The 17,744-nt window shown below is 73.7% G+C and carries 15 protein-coding genes and 1 pseudogene; 9 read left to right on the top strand and 7 right to left on the bottom strand.

The features are described 5' to 3' along the window. The coding region (locus CA983_RS25190) for a P-loop NTPase family protein (RefSeq protein WP_086603154.1) at positions 1–1,369 on the bottom strand (1,369 nt) is incomplete at its 3' end. Positions 1,370–1,421: 52 nt separating this feature from the next. Beyond that, a complete protein-coding gene (locus tag CA983_RS25185) occupies positions 1,422–1,616 on the bottom strand; it encodes a hypothetical protein (RefSeq protein WP_003988891.1) in 195 nt (64 codons plus the stop codon). Between the two features lie 299 nt (positions 1,617–1,915). On the opposite strand from CA983_RS25185, the gene CA983_RS25180 reads away from it, so the two are divergent. The 5 genes from CA983_RS25180 to CA983_RS25155 all read left to right on the top strand — a co-directional run bounded on the left by CA983_RS25180 (position 1,916) and on the right by CA983_RS25155 (position 7,453). Continuing rightward, positions 1,916–2,308: an ankyrin repeat domain-containing protein gene (locus tag CA983_RS25180; RefSeq protein WP_010046318.1), complete on the top strand. Its 393-nt coding sequence runs from the start codon at positions 1,916–1,918 to the stop codon at positions 2,306–2,308. 300 nt (positions 2,309–2,608) lie between these two features. Next, a complete protein-coding gene (locus CA983_RS25170; RefSeq protein ID WP_086603153.1) occupies positions 2,609–4,027 on the top strand; it encodes a hypothetical protein in 1,419 nt (472 codons plus the stop codon). 209 nt (positions 4,028–4,236) lie between these two features. After that, complete coding sequence (locus CA983_RS25165) at positions 4,237–5,367, top strand: glycosyltransferase family 4 protein (protein ID WP_086603152.1); 1,131 nt, start codon at positions 4,237–4,239, stop codon at positions 5,365–5,367. Then, positions 5,364–6,551, top strand: a complete 1,188-nt coding sequence (locus CA983_RS25160; RefSeq protein ID WP_086603151.1) for a glycosyltransferase — start codon at positions 5,364–5,366, stop codon at positions 6,549–6,551. Before CA983_RS25165 ends, CA983_RS25160 begins: the two co-directional genes overlap by 4 nt. Next, complete coding sequence (locus tag CA983_RS25155) at positions 6,548–7,453, top strand: SGNH/GDSL hydrolase family protein (protein WP_244207096.1); 906 nt, start codon at positions 6,548–6,550, stop codon at positions 7,451–7,453. The genes CA983_RS25160 and CA983_RS25155 overlap by 4 nt, the downstream gene beginning before the upstream one ends. Before the next feature lie 33 nt (positions 7,454–7,486). Here CA983_RS25155 and CA983_RS25150 read toward each other — a convergent pair whose 3' ends face one another. The 5 genes from CA983_RS25150 to CA983_RS25130 are packed head-to-tail and all read right to left on the bottom strand — an operon-like array spanning position 7,487 to position 11,880. Beyond that, positions 7,487–8,356, bottom strand: coding sequence for a 5-oxoprolinase subunit C family protein (locus tag CA983_RS25150; RefSeq protein ID WP_086603150.1), 870 nt, complete (start codon positions 8,354–8,356; stop codon positions 7,487–7,489). Beyond that, positions 8,353–8,979, bottom strand: coding sequence for a 5-oxoprolinase subunit B family protein (locus CA983_RS25145; protein WP_086603149.1), 627 nt, complete (start codon positions 8,977–8,979; stop codon positions 8,353–8,355). Before CA983_RS25145 ends, CA983_RS25150 begins: the two co-directional genes overlap by 4 nt. Beyond that, on the bottom strand, positions 8,976–9,734 hold the full coding sequence (locus tag CA983_RS25140) for a LamB/YcsF family protein (protein WP_086603148.1): 759 nt from the start codon (positions 9,732–9,734) through the stop codon (positions 8,976–8,978). The genes CA983_RS25145 and CA983_RS25140 overlap by 4 nt, the downstream gene beginning before the upstream one ends. 17 nt (positions 9,735–9,751) lie before the next feature. Further along, positions 9,752–10,582, bottom strand: coding sequence for a putative hydro-lyase (locus tag CA983_RS25135; protein ID WP_086603147.1), 831 nt, complete (start codon positions 10,580–10,582; stop codon positions 9,752–9,754). Continuing rightward, on the bottom strand, positions 10,579–11,880 hold the full coding sequence (locus CA983_RS25130; protein ID WP_086603146.1) for an MFS transporter: 1,302 nt from the start codon (positions 11,878–11,880) through the stop codon (positions 10,579–10,581). The genes CA983_RS25135 and CA983_RS25130 overlap by 4 nt, the downstream gene beginning before the upstream one ends. A 172-nt stretch (positions 11,881–12,052) precedes the next feature. On the opposite strand from CA983_RS25130, the gene CA983_RS25125 reads away from it, so the two are divergent. The 4 genes and pseudogenes from CA983_RS25125 to CA983_RS25110 all read left to right on the top strand — a co-directional run. Further along, positions 12,053–12,748, top strand: a complete 696-nt coding sequence (locus CA983_RS25125) for a GntR family transcriptional regulator (RefSeq protein ID WP_086603145.1) — start codon at positions 12,053–12,055, stop codon at positions 12,746–12,748. A 90-nt stretch (positions 12,749–12,838) separates the two neighbouring features. After that, entirely contained in the window at positions 12,839–14,365 is a 1,527-nt protein-coding gene (locus CA983_RS25120) for a hypothetical protein (RefSeq protein WP_086603144.1), read from the top strand. A gap of 133 nt (positions 14,366–14,498) precedes the next feature. Next, positions 14,499–15,380, top strand: coding sequence for a hypothetical protein (locus CA983_RS25115; protein WP_086603143.1), 882 nt, complete (start codon positions 14,499–14,501; stop codon positions 15,378–15,380). A 35-nt stretch (positions 15,381–15,415) separates the two neighbouring features. Next, a pseudogene (locus CA983_RS25110) lies at positions 15,416–17,744 on the top strand (hypothetical protein); the annotation flags it as partial.

Raw genomic sequence — 17,744 nt, 5'->3', positions numbered from 1 at the left:
GGACCTGGTCGACGGGGGTGGTGTGCGGGGGTGCGCCCAGTACGGACTCGACCTGTTCGGCCGTCGCCGGGCCGAGGACCACGCGCGCGCGGGTGTGCTGCCGTACGGCGTCGGTCAGGGCGCCGGCGCTGTCGAGCTGGTCGGCCACCACCACCGTCACGTTCGCCGGGCGGCCGTGCCGCAGGGGGACCTGGAGGAGGGACTGCGGGTCCTTGCGGTCGTCCGCGACGGCCAGGTGGGTGAACGCCGTCGGGCGGTCCAGGAGGATCCACAGGGGACGCTTGGTGTCGTCGGGCGGCGGGTGGCCCGCCTGATGGGCGCGGTTGGCGGCGATGAGGCGGCGCTCCGTCTCGGTCGCGGCCCATTCCAGGCTGGCCAGCGTTCCGGTGAGTCCGCACTCGACGGCCAGCACGCCGTCCCGGCCGGTCAGGCAGGCGTACTCGCCGGTGCCGCCGCCGTCGACGATCACCACGTCGCCGTGCTGGAGGGCCTGGAGGGCGATGGAGCGCAGCAGGGTCGAGGTGCCGCTGCCCGGCTGGCCGAGGGCGAGCAGGTGGGGCTCGGTCGAGCGCAGGCCCGTGCGCCAGACGACCGGGGGCACGTCCCGCCGCTGCTCGCCGTAGGTGAGGGGGAGCGTGCGCCGGACCTGCGTGGGGTCGGTGAAGCCGAGGACCGTCTCGCCGGGGGTGGTGACGAAACGCTGGGCGGCGATGTCGACGGGCAGCGGCAGGAGCACGCTGAGCGTCAACTGGTTGTCCTCCTCGTCCCACGTCAAGTGGTATTCGCGGCCGCGGCCCGACTTGGCCGCGAGCAGGTGCTCGATCCGCGCGCGGGCCTCGGCCTCGCCGTCGGTGAAGTACGCCGGGTAGCGGATCACCAGGTGCGAGATCCGGCCGCCGCCGTCGAACGCGTAGGTGGGGAAGGCCTTGTCCCACGCACCGCCGTGGGCGTACAGCGGCTCGGGGTCCTCGGCGGAGGAGAAGTACGGCACGAGGGATTCGTAGAGCACCTTGAGGCGCTCGGTCTGTGACTCGTCCGGTCCGTCGGGTGCCGCCGGACCGCGGTCCCGGCCCTTCCAGGCCGCAGCCGCCATCAGTGTGACGGCGGCGAGCAGCGGTCCGTACGGCAGCAGCGCCACGACCAGGAGGACGGAGGCCACCATGAAGAGCAGCGCCCCCCGTTTCTCCTTGGGGGTCTCGGTCCATCTGCGCCGCCCGGCCGCTGCCAGCCGGCGCAGACCGCGCGTGATCGTGATCAGCGGATGGAGGACGTCGGTGGCACTGTCGGCCGCCGTCCGGGCCAGCTCCCGGCTCCGGGCGAGCTGCGCGCTGCCGTTGCTCAGAATGCGGGGGAGGGGGCGCCGGGCCACTGCTGCCTCCAGGGAGTGCGTACGGGCGGGATGCGTACGAGGAGTGGCGTCGTCAGAACTTGATTCCGCCGAGGAGGCTCGCCAGGCTCTCGCCGCCCGCCTTGATGCTCGGGGCGATGGCCGTGCTCGCCAGATAGAAGCCGAACAGCATCGTGACCACCGCATGCGACGCCTTCAGGCCGTCCTTGCGGAAGAAGATGAAGACGACGATGCCGAGCAGGACCACGCCTGAGATGGAGAGGATCATTTGAGGTCTCCTGGTTCGCGGGGACAGTCACCATGAGTACTTCCAGGCTCACAGGATGTATCCATACGATAAAAGGTGCAACTGGGTGAAATTCGTACCATTTCCCCCGGCTGGCAGAGTGGTCCTCGGCTCGGTCGCGCTGGGCCGTTGCGCGCGGCGAGGTCTGTGGTGATCTTTACCTCGGGCACATCGGGTCATGTGCCGCGCGAGCCAGTACTCTGGCGATTCACTCGTACGGCTGCACCGCTCGCAGGCGTACGCACCCGACGTGATGTGTGACGTGAGAGGCGGTCCGGCCGATGACCGAAGCCCCCGACCCCGAGGTCGTGGAGCTGGCGACCAAGATCTTCGATCTGGCCCGGCGGGGACAGACCGAGGCGCTCGTGGCGTACGTCGACGCGGGCGTTCCGGCCAACCTCACCAACGACCGCGGTGACTCCCTCGTCATGCTCGCCGCCTACCACGGCCACTCCGAGGCGGTGCGCGCGCTGCTCGCCCGCGGAGCCGAGGCCGACCGGGTGAACGACCGGGGCCAGACCCCGCTGGCGGGAGCGGCCTTCAAGGGTGAGACGGACGTCATCAAGGCCCTCCTTGAGGGCGGCGCCGATCCGTCCGCCGGCACACCCTCGGCGGTCGACACCGCCCGGATGTTCGGTCGGACGGAATTGCTCGAACTGTTCGGCGAGCACTGAGCCGACCAGTCTGACCTGGAACGACAACGAAAACGGGGGAGGCGGGACGGGGCCGCCGAAATTTCGGTCGCGGCAGACGGAAGTGCCGGGTCATCATGACGACGTGGTTCACGGACGTGATGGCTGGGCAGGTGTTGCCGCACCGCGCGGGCCGTGACGCGGTCCGCAAGGGCCACCGACGAGAGGCAGAGGAAGATGGTCTACAGCAAGCAGGAAACGGCGGACACTCCGACGTGTTGTCGCGCGGCCAGGTAGTACACGTCCCCGGTTGCGTCGACGCTTGATGTGAGGCTGTTTCCCATGTTCGAACCGGTCATAGCGCCCAGCGGTACGCTGCTCGGCCTGCTCCAGCGGGGCCGCGGCGACGGCACGCTGCACGCGCTCACCGCCCCGCGCCCCGAGGCGCTCGCGGCGTTGAACCACTGCGTGCTGCGCGATCCCCGCCACGACTGGCAGGTGGAGAACCGCTCCCTCTACTACGCCCGCCTCTACCTCGACCTGAACGGCGAGCTCGACGCGGTCGAGGCCCACCTCTTCGACGCCGAGGACGTCCTCGACACCGACGAGTCGCGCACCGGGCTCGCCCTCGCCGTCCTCGGGCACCTCGCCTCCTACGGCAGGCGGGACGCGCTCGAACTGCTGCGCAGGTACGCAGCCCACGGCTCCAACTGGGCCTGGGCCCTCGACGAACTGGCCCTCAGGGACGACGACGCGGGCCTGCGCGCCCTCGCCGCACCCGTCCTCGCGCGGTTCCCGGCCGATCCGGAGGGTGACGCCGAGCTGGCCGCGACCGTCCGTGACGCCTTCGAACCCCGGCCGTGGCGGCTGTGGGCCGAGGATCCGCGCGAGTCCATCGCCACACGCGTGCGTGCCGCCCACGAGACGGGCTGTTTCGACCGCTGGCAGCGACAGATGCGGCCGACCGGGCCCCGCCCCGGGTGGAGTGTGCAGGCCGTCTTCGAATGGGCCCAGCAAGGCCTCGACCGAGGCGCCGCACTCCATGTCCCGGCCGCCCGCTGTCTCACCGCCGTGGCGGGGCCCGAGGACCGGGCCGAGATCATCCAGGCGGCGAAGGACGGCAGCGACGGAGCCCGGTGCACCGCCCTGCGTTACCTCGCCGACGGCAACGATCCCGACGCCCTCGGCCTGATCGAGGGCGCCGTGGCCACCGGCTCGACGGTCGTCGTCGACGCAGCCGTCGCCGCCTTCGAACGCATGCGCTCCCTCGCCGCCGTGGACCAGGCGCGCGGCTGGGCCCGGCGGCCGGACGCGCTCGGCGCCGCCGCCGGACGCGTCCTCGCCTGCCGGGGCGGGGTGCAGGACCGCGACCTGGTCCTCGCGGCACTACGCGAAGCAGTGCGGGGCGAGGGCCCCGACGCACCGACCCTGTGGACCCTGGTCGACGGCACCGGACGGCTCGGCATCGCCTGTGCCGCGCCCGTGCTCCGCCACATCTACCGCGAGACCGCCTCCTCCCATCTGCGCGGCCGGGCTGCCCGTGCCCTCGCCGCCACCGACCCCTCCTTCGCCACCGGCTTCGCCGTCGAGTGCCTGTGGGACTGCGAGGAGACCACCCGCGAGATCGCCGCCCGGCACGCCGAGACCGGAGACACCCGTGTCGTCGAGCGACTGCGCCGGCTCGCCGCCGACCCGGCCGAGGAAGCCGAGGTCCAGACGGCCGTACGCAGCCGGATCGGTCCCGAGGAGACCGCTGTGTGACCCCGCTCCGTGTGAGCGTGTGACTCCCTTTGCGCAAGGACGCCAGGGCGGAATCAGGCCGCCCGGGTGAACGGGGGGTGACTCGCGGGTCAGGGACGCATGGACGCGGCCTGACCTGGGCGGGTGCGCCTCAGAACGCTCATAGGACGTTCCTCGGCCGGAAAGATCCACGTTGACGCGGCCACGTCCGGCACGGCGACAACACGGGTATGCGTGTCGTCATCGTGACCGAATCCTTTCCCCCCGATGTGAACGGCGTGGCCCACTGCGCGCTCCAGACCGCCCGGCACCTCGTCGATCGCGGTCACGTCCCCGTCGTCGTCGCGCCGGCCCCCGCGCCCGGGAACAAGCTGCACGCCGCTCTCGCGCCGTGCCCCGTCGTCCACGTCCCCTCCCTTCCGCTCCCCGGCTACCCCCAGGTCCGCGTCGCCCTCCCCAGCCGCCGCCTGGCCGCCACCCTCATCGAGCACCGTGCCGATGTCGTCCACCTCGCCAGCCCCTTCGTCCTCGGCGTGCGCGGCATGGCCGCCGCCGCCCGCCTCGGCACCCCCGCCGTCGCCGTCTACCAGACCGACCTGGCCGGATACGCCCGTACCTACATGGGCGCCGGAGAGGCCGCCGCCTGGCGGCGGATCCGCTCCGTGCACGGCGCCGCCGACCTCACCCTCGCCCCGTCCAGCGCGGCCCTGCGCGACCTGGAGACGCACGGTGTGCCCCGGGTCGAGCTGTGGCCGCGCGGCGTCGACACCGAACGTTTCCGGCCCGACCGCCGCGACGAGGCCCTGCGTCGCGAACTCGCCCCGAACGGTGAGCTGATCGTCGGCTACGTCGGCCGGCTCGCCCCCGAGAAGCAGGTCGAACTCCTCGCCGGTGCCTGCGGCCTGGAGGGCGTCCGGGTCGTGGTCGTCGGCGACGGTCCGAGCCGGCCCGGCCTGGAGCAGGCGCTGCCCGGCGCGGTCTTCCTCGGCCGCCGTACCGGTGACGATCTGGCCCGGGTCTTCGCCTCGTTCGACGTCTTCGCGCACACGGGCCCCTTCGAGACTTTCTGCCAGACGGTGCAGGAGGCCATGGCCAGCGGCCTGCCCGTCGTGGCGCCCGCCGCGGGCGGGCCGCTGGACCTGGTCGCCCACGGACGCACCGGCCTGCTGGTGCCGCCGCGCGACACGGCCGCCGTCCGGGACGCGGTGCGTGCACTGGCGGCCGACCCCGGACGGCGGGCCGCCTTCGGCGCCGCCGGGCGGGCCACGGTCGAGGGCCGCACCTGGGCGGCCGTCGGGGACCAGCTGATCGGGCACTACGCGAACGTGCTCGCCGCGCGCAGGACGGTGGTGGCGGCATGAGCGACTCGCGTCCCGGCAACAGCAGCCGCCAGTCGCTGCGGATCGTGCGGCTCGCCAACTTCGTCGCGCCCGCGTCCGGCGGTCTGCGCACCGCCCTGCGGGAACTCGGCAAGGGCTTCAAGGCGGCGGGGCACGAGCCCGTCCTCGTGATCCCCGGCGAGCGGATGACCGACCGGGAGACCGAGCAGGGGCGGGTGATCACCTTCCCCGGGCCGCTGGTGCCCGGCACCGGCGGCTATCGCGTGCTCGCCGACAAGCGGCGGGTGGCCCGGCTCCTGGAGGAGCTGGCGCCGGACCGGCTGGAGGTGTCCGACCGGACGACCCTCAGATGGACCGGCAAGTGGGCGCGGCGCGCCCGGGTCCCGGCCGTGATGGTCTCCCACGAGACCGCCGACGGCGTGCTGCGCACCTGGGGCCTGCCCGAGGGGGCCGCCCGGCGTGCCGCCGACGCCCTCAACGTCCGTACGGCCCACACCTACGCGCGTGTGGTGTGCACCACCGAGTTCGCCGAGCGGGAGTTCGTGCGGATCGGGGCACGCAACGTCGTCCGCGCCCCGCTGGGCGTAGACCTGGTCCAGCGGCACCCGGCCCTGCGCGACCCGGAGCTGCGGGCGCGGCACGCGCGCGTGGACGAGACGCTGCTGGTGATGTGCTCGCGGCTGTCCGTGGAGAAGCGGCCCGGCACGGCGCTGGACGCCCTGGAGGCGCTGCGGCGGCGCGGACACCGGGCGGTGCTGGTGGTGGCCGGGGACGGGCCGTTGCGCGCCCGGCTCGAACAGCGGGTGCGCGAGAGCGCCCTGCCGGTCACCTTCCTCGGGCACGTCTCCGACCGCGGGCTGCTCGGCGCGCTCCAGGCGTCCGCCGACGTGGCCCTGGCGCCGGGGCCCGCCGAGACGTTCGGGCTCGCCGCGCTGGAGGCCATGGCGTGCGGCACGCCCGTGGTGGCGAGCGCGTCGTCCGCGCTGCCGGAGGTGATCGGCGCGGCCGGGGCCGTCGCGGCGGACCACGGGGAGGCCTTCGCGGACGCCGTGGACCTGCTGCTGGAACGCCTGGAGGCGGACCGGCGCGAGGGGGCACGCGCGCGTGCGGAGTGCTTCGGTTGGGACGCGGCGGTCGACGCGTTCCTCGCGGCGCACGACGCGGCCGTCCCCGTGCGTCCGTACGTGCCCGGGAGCGTGGCATGAGACCCGTGCGGTTCGGGGGGTCCACGCGGTTCGAGGGGCCCCCGCGGTTCGAGCAGGCCCCGCGTTTCGTGGCCCTCGGTGACTCGCTGACCGAGGGGGTGGGTGATCCCGTCGGCGACGGGGCGTGGCGCGGCTGGGCCGCGCTGCTGGCCGCCGGGCTCGGCGAGGGCGCCGACCGGTTCACCAACCTGGCGGTGAGCGGGTCGCAGACCCGGGACGTGCTGGAGCGGCAGTTGCCTGCCGCGCTGGAGCTGCGGCCCGACCTCGTGTCCGTCGTCGTCGGCGTCAACGACACCCTGCGCTGCACCTTCGACATCCAGGCCGTGGCGGCCAGGCTCGACCAGGTGTACGCGGCCCTCACCGAGCAGGGCGCGGTCCTGCTCACCGCATGCCTGCCGGACCCGGGCACGATGCTCGGGCTGCCGGGGGCACTGGCCCACCCGCTGGCGCGGCGGCAGCGGGCCGTGAACGCGGTCGTCCATGCCCTGTCCGACCGGTACGCAGCGCTGCATCTGCACGCGTGCGAGGGCGTCTGGATCACGGACCGCGCCATGTGGAGCGCGGACCGGCTGCACCCCGCAGAGCGCGGGCACCGGCAACTGGCCCTGCGCTTCCACGCGCTGCTCGCGGAACACGGCCTCGCGACGGGGCCCGCACCCTCGCCCGAACCCGAGTTCCCCGGCCCGACCAGGTCGGCGAGCCTGCGGTGGCTGGCCACGGCGGGCACCGGCTGGGTGGCCCGCCGGTGCACCGACCTGCTGCCCCAGCTCCTGACACTCGCCGCCGACGAGCTCCGGCACCGCGCCCGGGGCACGAGCGCCCGGCTCGATCTACGGACCTCCGCGGCCGTGTCCGCCGCGCTCGCCGCCCTGTCGGTGGCGGAGCAGCCGGACGCGGCCTGACAGGTCGGCAGTGACCTACGCGGTCCGGCCGGTTCAGCGGCGCCGTACGGCCACGAAGCGGACCGGCGTGCCCGGAACCGCCTGGGCGACTGCCGGAAGGTCGGCGGCGCGGACCACCGCGATCACCGGGTAGCCCCCGGTGGTCGGGTGGTCGGCGAGGAACACCACCGGCCGGCCGTCGGGCGGGACCTGGACCGCGCCCAGCACCATGCCCTCGCTGGGGAGTTCCCCGGGCCGGGCCCGCTCCAGGGCGGGTCCTTCCGTGCGCAGCCCGATGCGGTTGCTCGCGGGGGACACCCGGTAGGGACGTGAGACGAAAGCGCGTACGGCCTCCGGCGTGAACCAGCCGTCGCGCGGGCCGAGTGTCACCCGCAGGACCAGCTCGGCCGGTGGCGCGGGCTGCGGGGCGACGTCCACGCGCGCGTGCGCGCCCGTCGGCCGGCCCAGGGGCAGCACCGTGCCGTCCGTGAGAGGGGGCGGGCCGAGCCCCGACAGCAGGTCCGTCGAGCGGCTGCCGAGCACCCGCTCGACGGTGATGCCCCCACAGACGCCCACATAGCTGCGTACGCCCGACACGGCGGGTCCGACGTCCAGCAGCGCCCCCGCGGGCACGTGCACCGGCGCGTCCCAGGCGACGGGCCGTCCGTCCACCGTGACCCGGCAGGGGGCGCCCGCCACGGCCACGGTGACGGTCGTACGGGGGCGTACGGCACAGCCGTTGAGGGTCGTCTCCAGCACGGCCGCCGCGGGCGGATTGCCGACCAGCCGGTTGACGAGGTCCGCCGCGGGCCGGTCCAGCGCCCCGGAGCGGGGCACCCCGAGGTGGGCGTGCCCGGGGCGTCCCAGGTCCTGCACGGTGGTCAGGGCCCCGGCCCGGACGACGGCGAGCGCGCGGTCGGTCACGAGTGCCCCACCGGCTCGACGGGGACGAACCGCACACGCGTGCCCGGCGACAGCAGCGCGGCCGGCACGCGCGTGTGGTCCCACAGGACGGCGTCCGTCGTGCCGATCAGCTGCCAGCCGCCTGGCGACGAACGCGGGTACACGCCCGTGTACGGACCCGCCAGCGCCACCGAACCCGCCGGAACGGCCGTGCGCGGGGTGGCCCGGCGCGGCACGTCGTAGCGCGGCGGCAGGCCGGTGAGGTAGCCGAAGCCGGGGGCGAAGCCGCAGAAGGCGACCCGGAAGTCCGTCTGCGCGTGAATGCGGGCGACCTCCCGCTCGGGCACGCCCCAGTGTGCGGCGACGTCGGCCAAGTCCGGGCCGTCGTAGCGCACCGGGATCTCGACCGCCTCACCCGCGCGTGGGGGAGCGGGCGGCAGTTCGGCGGCGGTCAGTTCGGCGGCCACGAGGGCGGGGGCGTCGAGGCCGTCGAGGAGGACCGTGCGGGCCGCGGGCACGATCTCGCGGGCGGACAGTGAGCCCTCCGCGCGGCGTCGCAGCAACTCGGCGTGCAGGGCCTGGGCCTCGTCGCCCGAGGAGACCTCGACGAGCAGGGCGTCCTCGCCCACCGGCAGGACCCTCATGCGAAGGCCTCCACCCGGACCCCCGACGCCTCCAGCCGCTCCCGCACGCGGCGGGCCAGCTCCACCGCTCCGGGCGTGTCGCCGTGCAGGCACAGGGAACGCGCGCGTACCTCGATCCGTGTCCCCGAGTGGGAGACGACCTCGCCGGAGCGGGCCAGGCCCAGCGACCGCTCCACGACGGTGTCGGGGTCGGTGACCACGGCGCCCTCCAGGGTGCGCGGCACGAGCGTGCCCGCGTCGGTGTACGCCCGGTCCGCGAACGCCTCCGTGACGACCGGCAGTCCGGCCTTCCCGGCCAGCTCCAGCAGGCGCGAGCCGGGCAGGCCCAGCACGGGCAGGGTGGCGTCGGCGAGGAGCACGCCGTCGACGACCGCGGCGGCCTGCTCCTCGTCGTGCACGACCCGGTTGTAGAGCGCGCCGTGCGGTTTCACGTAGGCCACGCCGGCGCCCGCCGCGCGGGCGAAGACCTCCAGGGCGCCGATCTGGTAGGCCACCTCGGCCGCCAGCTCGGCGGACGGCACGTCCATCGCGCGCCGCCCGAACCCGGCCAGGTCCCGGTAGGACACCTGGGCGCCGATCCGGACGCCGCGCTCGGCCGCCAGCTCGCACACCCGGCGCATGGTGACCGGGTCCCCGGCGTGGAAGCCGCACGCCACGTTGGCGCTGGTGACGACCGACAGCAGCCGTTCGTCGTCGGTGAGCCGCCAGCGGCCGAAGCCCTCGCCGAGGTCGGCGTTCAGATCGATGCAGGCCATGAATCCAGTGTCTCCTGTCAGGCCACGCGGTACTGCTCGTCGCGGGCGTCGGTGAGGAACATCTGCCCCGGGGCGTGCGTGAGGGCGAACGGCGGGCGCGAGGCCATCACGGCCGCCTGCGGGGTCACCCCGCAGGCCCAGAACACCGGGATGTCGTCCGGCTCGGCGTCCACCGGGTCGCCGAAGTCGGGGCGACCGAGGTCGTCGATGCCCAGCCCCGAGGGATCGCCGCAGTGCACGGGGCTGCCGTGCACCGCCGGCAGCAGACTGCTCTCCCGGATCGCCGCCGCCAGGTGCTCCGGCGGCACCGGCCGCATGGACACCACCAGCGGCCCGTGCAGCCGCCCCGCCGGACGGCACTGCCGGCCGGTGACGTACATCGGGACGTTGCGGCCCTGCTCGACGTGGCGGATCGGAACGCCCGCCTCGCTCAGTGCCCACTCGAACGTGAAGCTGCACCCGATCAGGAACGACACCAGGTCGTCCCGCCAGTACGCCCGCACGTCCGTAGGCTCGTCCACCAGCTCGCCCTCCCGCCACACCCGGTAGCGCGGCAGGTCGGTGCGCAGGTCCGCGCCGTCGGCGAGCACGGTGGTCCAGGACCCCGCGTCCGTGACGTCGAGGACCGGGCAGGGCTTGGGGTTGCGCTGGCAGAACAACAGCATGTCGTAGGCCCAGTCGGCGGGCACCGAGATCAGGTTGACCTGGGTGTGTCCCGCCGCGACCCCGGCCGTGGGGCCCGTCAGACCCTCCCGGAAGCGGGCGCGGGCCGTTTCCGGGCTCCACGCGCGCGCGTGCTCGTCGAGGAGGACGACGGGACGGTCCCCGGTCTCGGTCGTGCGGTTCATGTGAGCTCCTTCCCACGCGTCTCCGGCAGCCCGAGCAGCGCCAGCGCCGCGATGCCGTAGCCGATCGCCCCGAAGACCAGCGCGCCGCCCACGCCCCAGCTGTCGGCCAGGAAACCGACCGTCGTCGGGAAGACCGCACCCACCGCCCGCCCGGTGTTGTACGTGAAGCCCTGCCCCGTGCCGCGCACCGCCGTCGGGTACAGCTCGCTCAGGTACGAGCCGAAGCCGCTGAAGATCGCCGACATGCAGAACCCGAGCGGGAAACCGAGCACCAGGATCAGGGTGTTGGCGCCGCTCGGGATGTTGGCGTACGCCAGGATGCAGATGGCCGACAGCAGGGCGAAGAGCCAGATGTTGCGCCGCCGGCCCAGCTTGTCAGTGAGGTAACCGCCCGTCAGGTAGCCGATGAAGGCGCCCGATATCAGGAACGTCAGATAGCCGCCGGTGCCGACGACCGACAGGTCGCGCTCGGACTTGAGGTAGGTCGGCACCCAGGTGGCCAGCGTGTAGTAGCCGCCCTGGACGCCGGTCGAGAGCAGCACCGCGAAGACTGTCGTCCGCAGCAGGCCGGGCTTGAAGATCGCCTTGAACGAACCCTTCTCGGCGCTCTGTTCACGAGCGGCGGTCGCCTCCGGCGCGTCGTGCACACTGCGCCGCACCCAGATGACGAGCAGCGCGGGCAGCGCCCCGGTCCAGAACATGATGCGCCAGGCCAGATCGTCGCCGGCCACCGAGAAGATGACGGTGTAGGCGATCACGGCCATGCCCCAGCCCACAGCCCAGGAGCTCTGGATCGCGCCGAGCGTGCGGCCCCGGTGCTTGGCGCTCGCGTACTCGGCGACCAGGATCGCGCCGACCGCCCACTCGCCGCCGAAACCGAGGCCCTGGAGGGCGCGGAAGACCAGCAGTGTCTCGTAGTTGGGCGCGAAGCCGCAGGCGACGGTGAAGACCGCGTACGTGATGACCGTGATCATCAGGGCCTTGACCCGGCCGATGCGGTCGGCGAGGACGCCCGCGAGGGCGCCGCCGACCGCGGAGACCACCAGGGTGACCGTCGTGAAGAGGCCGGTCTGGCCGCTGTTCAGGCCGAAGTACGCGGACAGCGCGACCATGCTCAGCGGCAGCGTGAAGTAGTCGTACGAGTCCAGGGCATAGCCGCCGAAGGCACCGGCGAACGCGCGGCGGCCGCGCGGACCCAGGGCGCGCAGCCAGCCCAGCGCCCCGTCGTCCGAGGTGTGGTCAGCGGTCGCCGGGCGAGTGTCGTCGGTCAGGGCTTGCGGTGGAGGGGTCGTGCTCATGGGCACCTCGCAGAAGGAGGGACGGAGGGTGCTTCGGAGTGAGCCGTGCCGTGCGGAAGCGGTCGGCGCCGGGCCGAGAGAGCGACGCCGTGCGTAGCACCGTAGAGGATTGTTCAACGATCCCTCAATACCCATGTTGTTTCGTTCTTGTAATCTGCGATTGAATCCCGGCATGGCAGAGCAGTTGAGGGACCTCTCCGACGACCGGGCACTCCTGGGGCGCACCAGCACCGCCGAACGCGTCTCGGACATCCTCAGAAGCCGGATCGCCGAGGGCTACTTCCCGCCCGGCACCCGGCTCTCGGAGGACAGCATCGGCGGTGCGCTCGGCGTCTCCCGCAACACGCTGCGCGAGGCGTTCCGGCTGCTCACGCACGAACGCCTGCTCGTCCACGAGCTGAACCGGGGCGTCTTCGTCCGGGTCCTGACCGTCGACGACGTGGAGGACATCTACCGCACCCGGCGGCTCGTCGAGTGCGCCGTCGTGCGTGGTCTCGGCGAGCCGCCGTACGGCCTCGACGGGCTCGCCGGTGCCGTGGAGGAAGGGCGGCGGGCGGCCCGGGAGGGCGACTGGAAGGGTGTGGGTACGGCCAACATCCACTTCCACCGGGAACTGGTCGCTCTCGCCGCGAGCGAGCGAACCGAGGAGTTGATGCGGAGCGTTTTCGCCGAACTGCGCCTGGCCTTCCATGTGGTGGACGAGCCACAGCGGCTGCACGAACCATACATCGCGCGAAATGTCGCAATTCTTCAGGCTCTTGAGGCGGGGGACCGGAGGAAGGCCGAGGACCTGCTCGCCGGGTACCTCGACGACTCGCTGGAACGGGTCGTCGAGGTGTACCGGCGGCGGGTCGGCGAGGACGGCTGAGGGGCCCGAGCGGCGTCGGAAGCCCCCTGCCGCCGGGGCGTACCCGCGTCGTTTGGGTCGTTGTCAGACCCAGGACCTAGTCTGTGCACCGTGACTTCGCCTGCATCGACGGACAGCGTTCCGCCCCAGCTCAGCGCGGGGCCGCGCCCCGCCCTGGGGCCGGCCGCCGACGAAGGCCTGGCGCGGCGCCTGCGCGCGCTCGCCTGCACCGCGCCGCTGCACGACCTCGACGCGCGCAAGGCCAACCTCGCCGGTGAGTACTCGGTGTACGGCATGGCGGAGGTCGCCCTCGCGGCCATCGACCTCGTCACGCTGAACATGGACTTCGACACGGGCGCGGACCACGACCAAATCGTCGCCCGCCTCATCCCGCGCATCGCCGCCCAGGCCCCGCAGCGCCCCGCCGCCGAGCACGAGCGGGTGGCCCGCTGGGTCCTGGAGAACCTCATCAACGTCGGCAGCGTCGACCGCGGCTTCCGCGCGGTGTACGGCACGTTCGGGGCGGACGGCACATATGTGCGCCGTGACTACGACTTCAAGCTGATCGAGGAGGTCCCGGGACCGGGCGGCACGGTCTACCTGCGGACGACGGACGAGGCGGTCAACGTCCTCGTCGGCGCCCTCGACACGGACGTCACCAGCGCGCAGATCGCCGCCGAGGTGAAGCTTGAGGTGCTGATCAGCCGCGGCCGGCTCGCCGACGCCCAGCTCGCGGCCGAACAGGCCCGCTACCGCACCGTCCAGTACTCGGAGACCCTGCGCCGCGCCCTCGACGCGACCCGGCGCAACGTCCGCGCGGTGGACTGGCTCACCACCGTGCCCGACATGATCGCCGAAGCCCTGGAGCACGTGGCCGACCGCTACCGCCACGAGAACGCGATCCTCACCAACATCCGCAAGGCCCGCGACGAGTCCGAGGACCCCGAGCACAAGCGCCGCGCCGCCGAGCTCGTCGACATCGTCAAGGACTGCATCCGGCGGCACACGCAGTTGCAGTCCCGGCTGCTGGAGGCCGGGCCGCTGTTCCGCGCCGAGCAGGACCGGCAGGCCTTCGCCACGCCGATGACGACGTCGGGGATCGACCTGTACGGACATCTCGTCTCGCCCGTCCTGCCGCTGCCGCTGGAGCAGGCCGTACGGGTCACGGACGCCTTCTTCGGGCGCGGCACCGGGTTGCGTACGCCGGTGTCCGTCCGGGTCGGGGACCTCGTCGACATACTGCTGACGCCGCCGGTGGAGCGGGAGCATCTGGGCGCGGAGATGCCCGAGCCGGACCTCATCGCCACGCCCGACGACAGCCGGTTCAGCGAGGAGCAGATGGCGGCCGCGCAGGAGCTGCTCGACCTGCCGGCGGACGCGCCGCGCCGGTTGTCCGGGTTGCTGGCCGAGGCCCGGCGGCAGGATCCCGAGCTGCCGTATCTGGTGGCCCTGCTGGCGGTGCATGCCGCGAGCCCTCCGGTCGGTACGGCCTACCGCCAGGGCGAGCAGAAGTTGCTGTTCGCCGTGGACGACGGGACCGAGCTCGATGATCCGGAGTTCGGCGGGGCGGATCTGATCGTCGGCACGGCGCTGCTGGACGCGGCGGGGATGGCGGCGGATCGGACGGAGGCCGCGTGATGTGTTCGCCGGTGGGCGGGTGCGGCTCCGTTGTGGCCGGTCGCGACCGCGCGGCGGAGCCGCACATGTCACAGCCCCGCGCCCCTGAGGGGGACGGCCTTCACCCTGTTTTCGAGACCGAGGAGTTCAAGCCGTGAGCGAGCACGTCGAGTGGAGTGAGCCGGAGGGGACGGCCCCCGCGGCCACCGCCGCCGTCACCCCCGCCGACGCCGCCGACGCGGCGCGGCTCGTTTCCTTCGGGTTGCAGCCCAAGCTTCAGCCCGCGCGCGACCAGGAGTACGCGGACCTGCTGCGGCGCTACCGCGAGGACCCGCCGTTCGCGCGGCTCGCCGACGCGGTGGCGACCGGACTGGGACTGATCGTGCTGGAGGTGTCCCCGCGCGCGGGCATGGCCGTGACCGCTGCCGAGGACTCGGTGTTCGCCGTCCGCATGGGCGACTACGCGCGTCGTACGTCCGCCGACGGCGGTGACCGGTTCCTGCACGGGCTGGCCCACCTCGCCGTCGCCGCCATGGCGTTCCCGCGCCCCGAGGACCTCGCCGACGACGGCTACATCGGCCGCGTCACGGTCAACGGCGTCGACGCCTTCGTACGCCAGGCCTGCCGCCGGCTGGAGGAGCGCGCCGCCGAACAGGGCGAGAACACCGACCCGGCGACCGACGCGCCCGGTCTGGAGGCCGCCTGGCGGATCTGGGTCCGGCGCAGCGCGACCGGCGCCACCAAGGACGCGCGCCGGCTCGCCGGTTCGACCACCGGCATCGTCGCCAAGGCCGTCGCGTTCCTCACCGACTCCGGATTCCTCCAGCGCACCGGTGACGACAACGGCGGCACGTACCGCACGACCGCCCGCTACCAGCTCCAGGTCCGCGACATGGCCGGCAGCGCCGCCATGGCCGAGCTGCTGGAGCTGGGCGTCGTCCCGGTCACCGACGGCACGCCGACGCTGCTGCCCCCCGAGGAGAGCGACGACCTGGAGCTGGTCGCCGACGCCGGGCTGCCGTTCCACTCCTCCTGAACTCCCCACCACACGAAGCCTTACGAGAGTCCGCCATGTACGAGCTGTCCCGGGTCCGCCTCTACTCCATCGGGCCGGCCGGTGCGCGCTACGCCGACACCGTGCTCGACCTGCGGGGTGTGGGCGAGATCGTGCCCGACCCCGCGCCCACACAGGCGGAGTTCTTCGAGGAGGAGCCCGTCGGCCCGCCGCGCCGGCCCGCGCCCGCGGGCGTGCTCTTCCTGGAGAACGGCGGCGGCAAGTCGGTGCTGCTCAAGCTGATCTTCTCGGTGATGCTGCCGGGCCACCGGAACACGCTCGGCGGCGCCAGCTCCGGTGTGCTGCGCAAGTTCCTGCTCGCCGACGACTGCGGCCATGTCGCGCTGGAGTGGCAGCACGTGCTGACCGGCGAGTGCGTCGTCGTGGGCAAGGTCAGCGAGTGGCGCGGGCGGCAGGTCTCCAACGACCCGCGGAAGTTCGCCGAAGCCTGGTACTCCTTCCGCCCCGGGCCCGGACTGAGCCTCGACAACCTCCCCGTGGCCGAGTCCACCGCCGTACGGGCCCCGGTCGAGGGCCAGTCGGGCGCGCGTGGCCGGCGCCGCACGATGAAGGGTTTCCGCGACGCCCTCATGGAGGCGGGCAAGACGTACCCGCACCTGGAGGTGCACTGGGAGGAGATCCACGACCGCTGGATCGAGCACCTCGGCGACCTGGGACTCGACCCCGAACTCTTCCGCTACCAGCGGGAGATGAACGCCGACGAGGGCGAGGCCGCCGGTCTCTTCGCGGTCAAGAAGGACTCCGACTTCACCGACCTGCTGCTGCGCGCCGTCACCGACACCCGTGACACCGACGGGCTCGCCGACCTGGTCAGCGGCTTCGGCAACAAGCTGGGCCGGCGCGCCGAGCTGATCGCCGAACGCGACTTCACCGCCGGATCCGTCGACCTGCTCGGGCGGATCGTCGAGGCCGCCGAGGCCCGCTCCCGCGCGCGTGACATCCACGCCGCAGCCGAGCGCCGGACGCGGACCCTGGCGCGCAGGCTGTCCGCGCGCGGCGTGCAGGAGCGGGTCCGGGCCGCCGACCTGGCCCAGCGGGTCACCGCCGCCGCGTACGCCGTCACACACGCCGAGGCGGCCCGCGAGCGCAGCGCGCTGATCTCCGCCGAACTCGCCTACCGGCACGCCTCGCTGGCGCTCGCCGCGGCCGAGAAGTCCGCCGCCGCGCAGAAACGCGAACTCGCCGACGCCCGGACGCTGTACTCCGCGTGGCAGGCCGCCGAGGCCGTACTGCGCCACCGCGCAGCCGCCGACCGCGTCGCCCGCGTGTCCGCCGCGATCCAGGAGGCGGAGCGCGACGCCGCCCCGGCGCTGGCCGCCCGCTCCAAGGCCGCCGTGGACCTCGTACGGGCCCTGCACGCGGCCGCGGAGAAGGCGGAGAACCACGCCAACGAGGAGGAGGAGCGCTCCGCCGCCCTCCAAGAGGTCAGCGACGCGGCCTACCGGGACTCCACCGCCGCCGCCACACAGGCGCAGCGCGCCCGCAGCGAGATCGGGCACCTCAAGCAGCGCCTCGCCGAGGTCGAGCAGGAGACCGCCGAGGCGGTCCGGGCCGGCTGGCTCGACGACAGCGCGCCCGACGCCGACCCGGCCCGCGCGGCCCTCGCCGCCAGCGACGCCGAGAAGACCGCCGTCGCCGCCTGGGACTCGGCCCGCGAGGCATCCCGCCGGGCCACCGAGCACGCGCGCGAGGCCGCCGCCGCCGAGAACCGCGCGGAACTGACCGCGGCCCGCGCGGCGGACGCGGCGACGGCGGCCGAGCGGTCGTACGAGGCCGAGCGCCGCACCGCCGAGGCGCTGGCGGGGGAGGAGCGGCTCGCGGAACTGCTCAGCCTGACCTCCGAGACCCGCCCCGGTATCCCGCAGCCCCGCCACGGCACGGACAGCGAACCGGCCACCCGGCCCGTCCCGGACGAGCAGGGACTCAGCCCCGAGGAACTCGACCGCTTCGCCGACGACCTGCGTGAACTACTCGACGACGCCGTCTCCTCCGCCGAACGGCAGCTGTTCGACCTGCGTACGGCCGCAGCCGACGACTCCCGGATCCTCGGCGCGCTCGGTGACGGCGGGCTGCTGCCGCCCGGCCCGGACGTGTTGGCGACGGTCGAGTTCCTCGGCGAGCACGGCATCCCCGCGCTGCCCGGCTGGCGCTACCTCGCCCAGGCCGTCGACCCGGCCGACCACGCGCGCGTGCTGGCCGCCCGCCCGGAACTGGTCGACGGCGTGATCATCACCGACCCGGACTCCCACGCACGGGCCCGGGAGGCGCTGGGCGACGCGGCGCTGCTGCCCCGTTCCGCTGTGGCGGTCGGCACCGCCGCCGCCC

Source organism: Streptomyces swartbergensis (assembly GCF_002148965.1).
In the GTDB taxonomy this organism is placed as follows: domain Bacteria; phylum Actinomycetota; class Actinomycetes; order Streptomycetales; family Streptomycetaceae; genus Streptomyces; species Streptomyces swartbergensis.
This window is presented reverse-complemented; position numbering and strand designations above follow the sequence as displayed.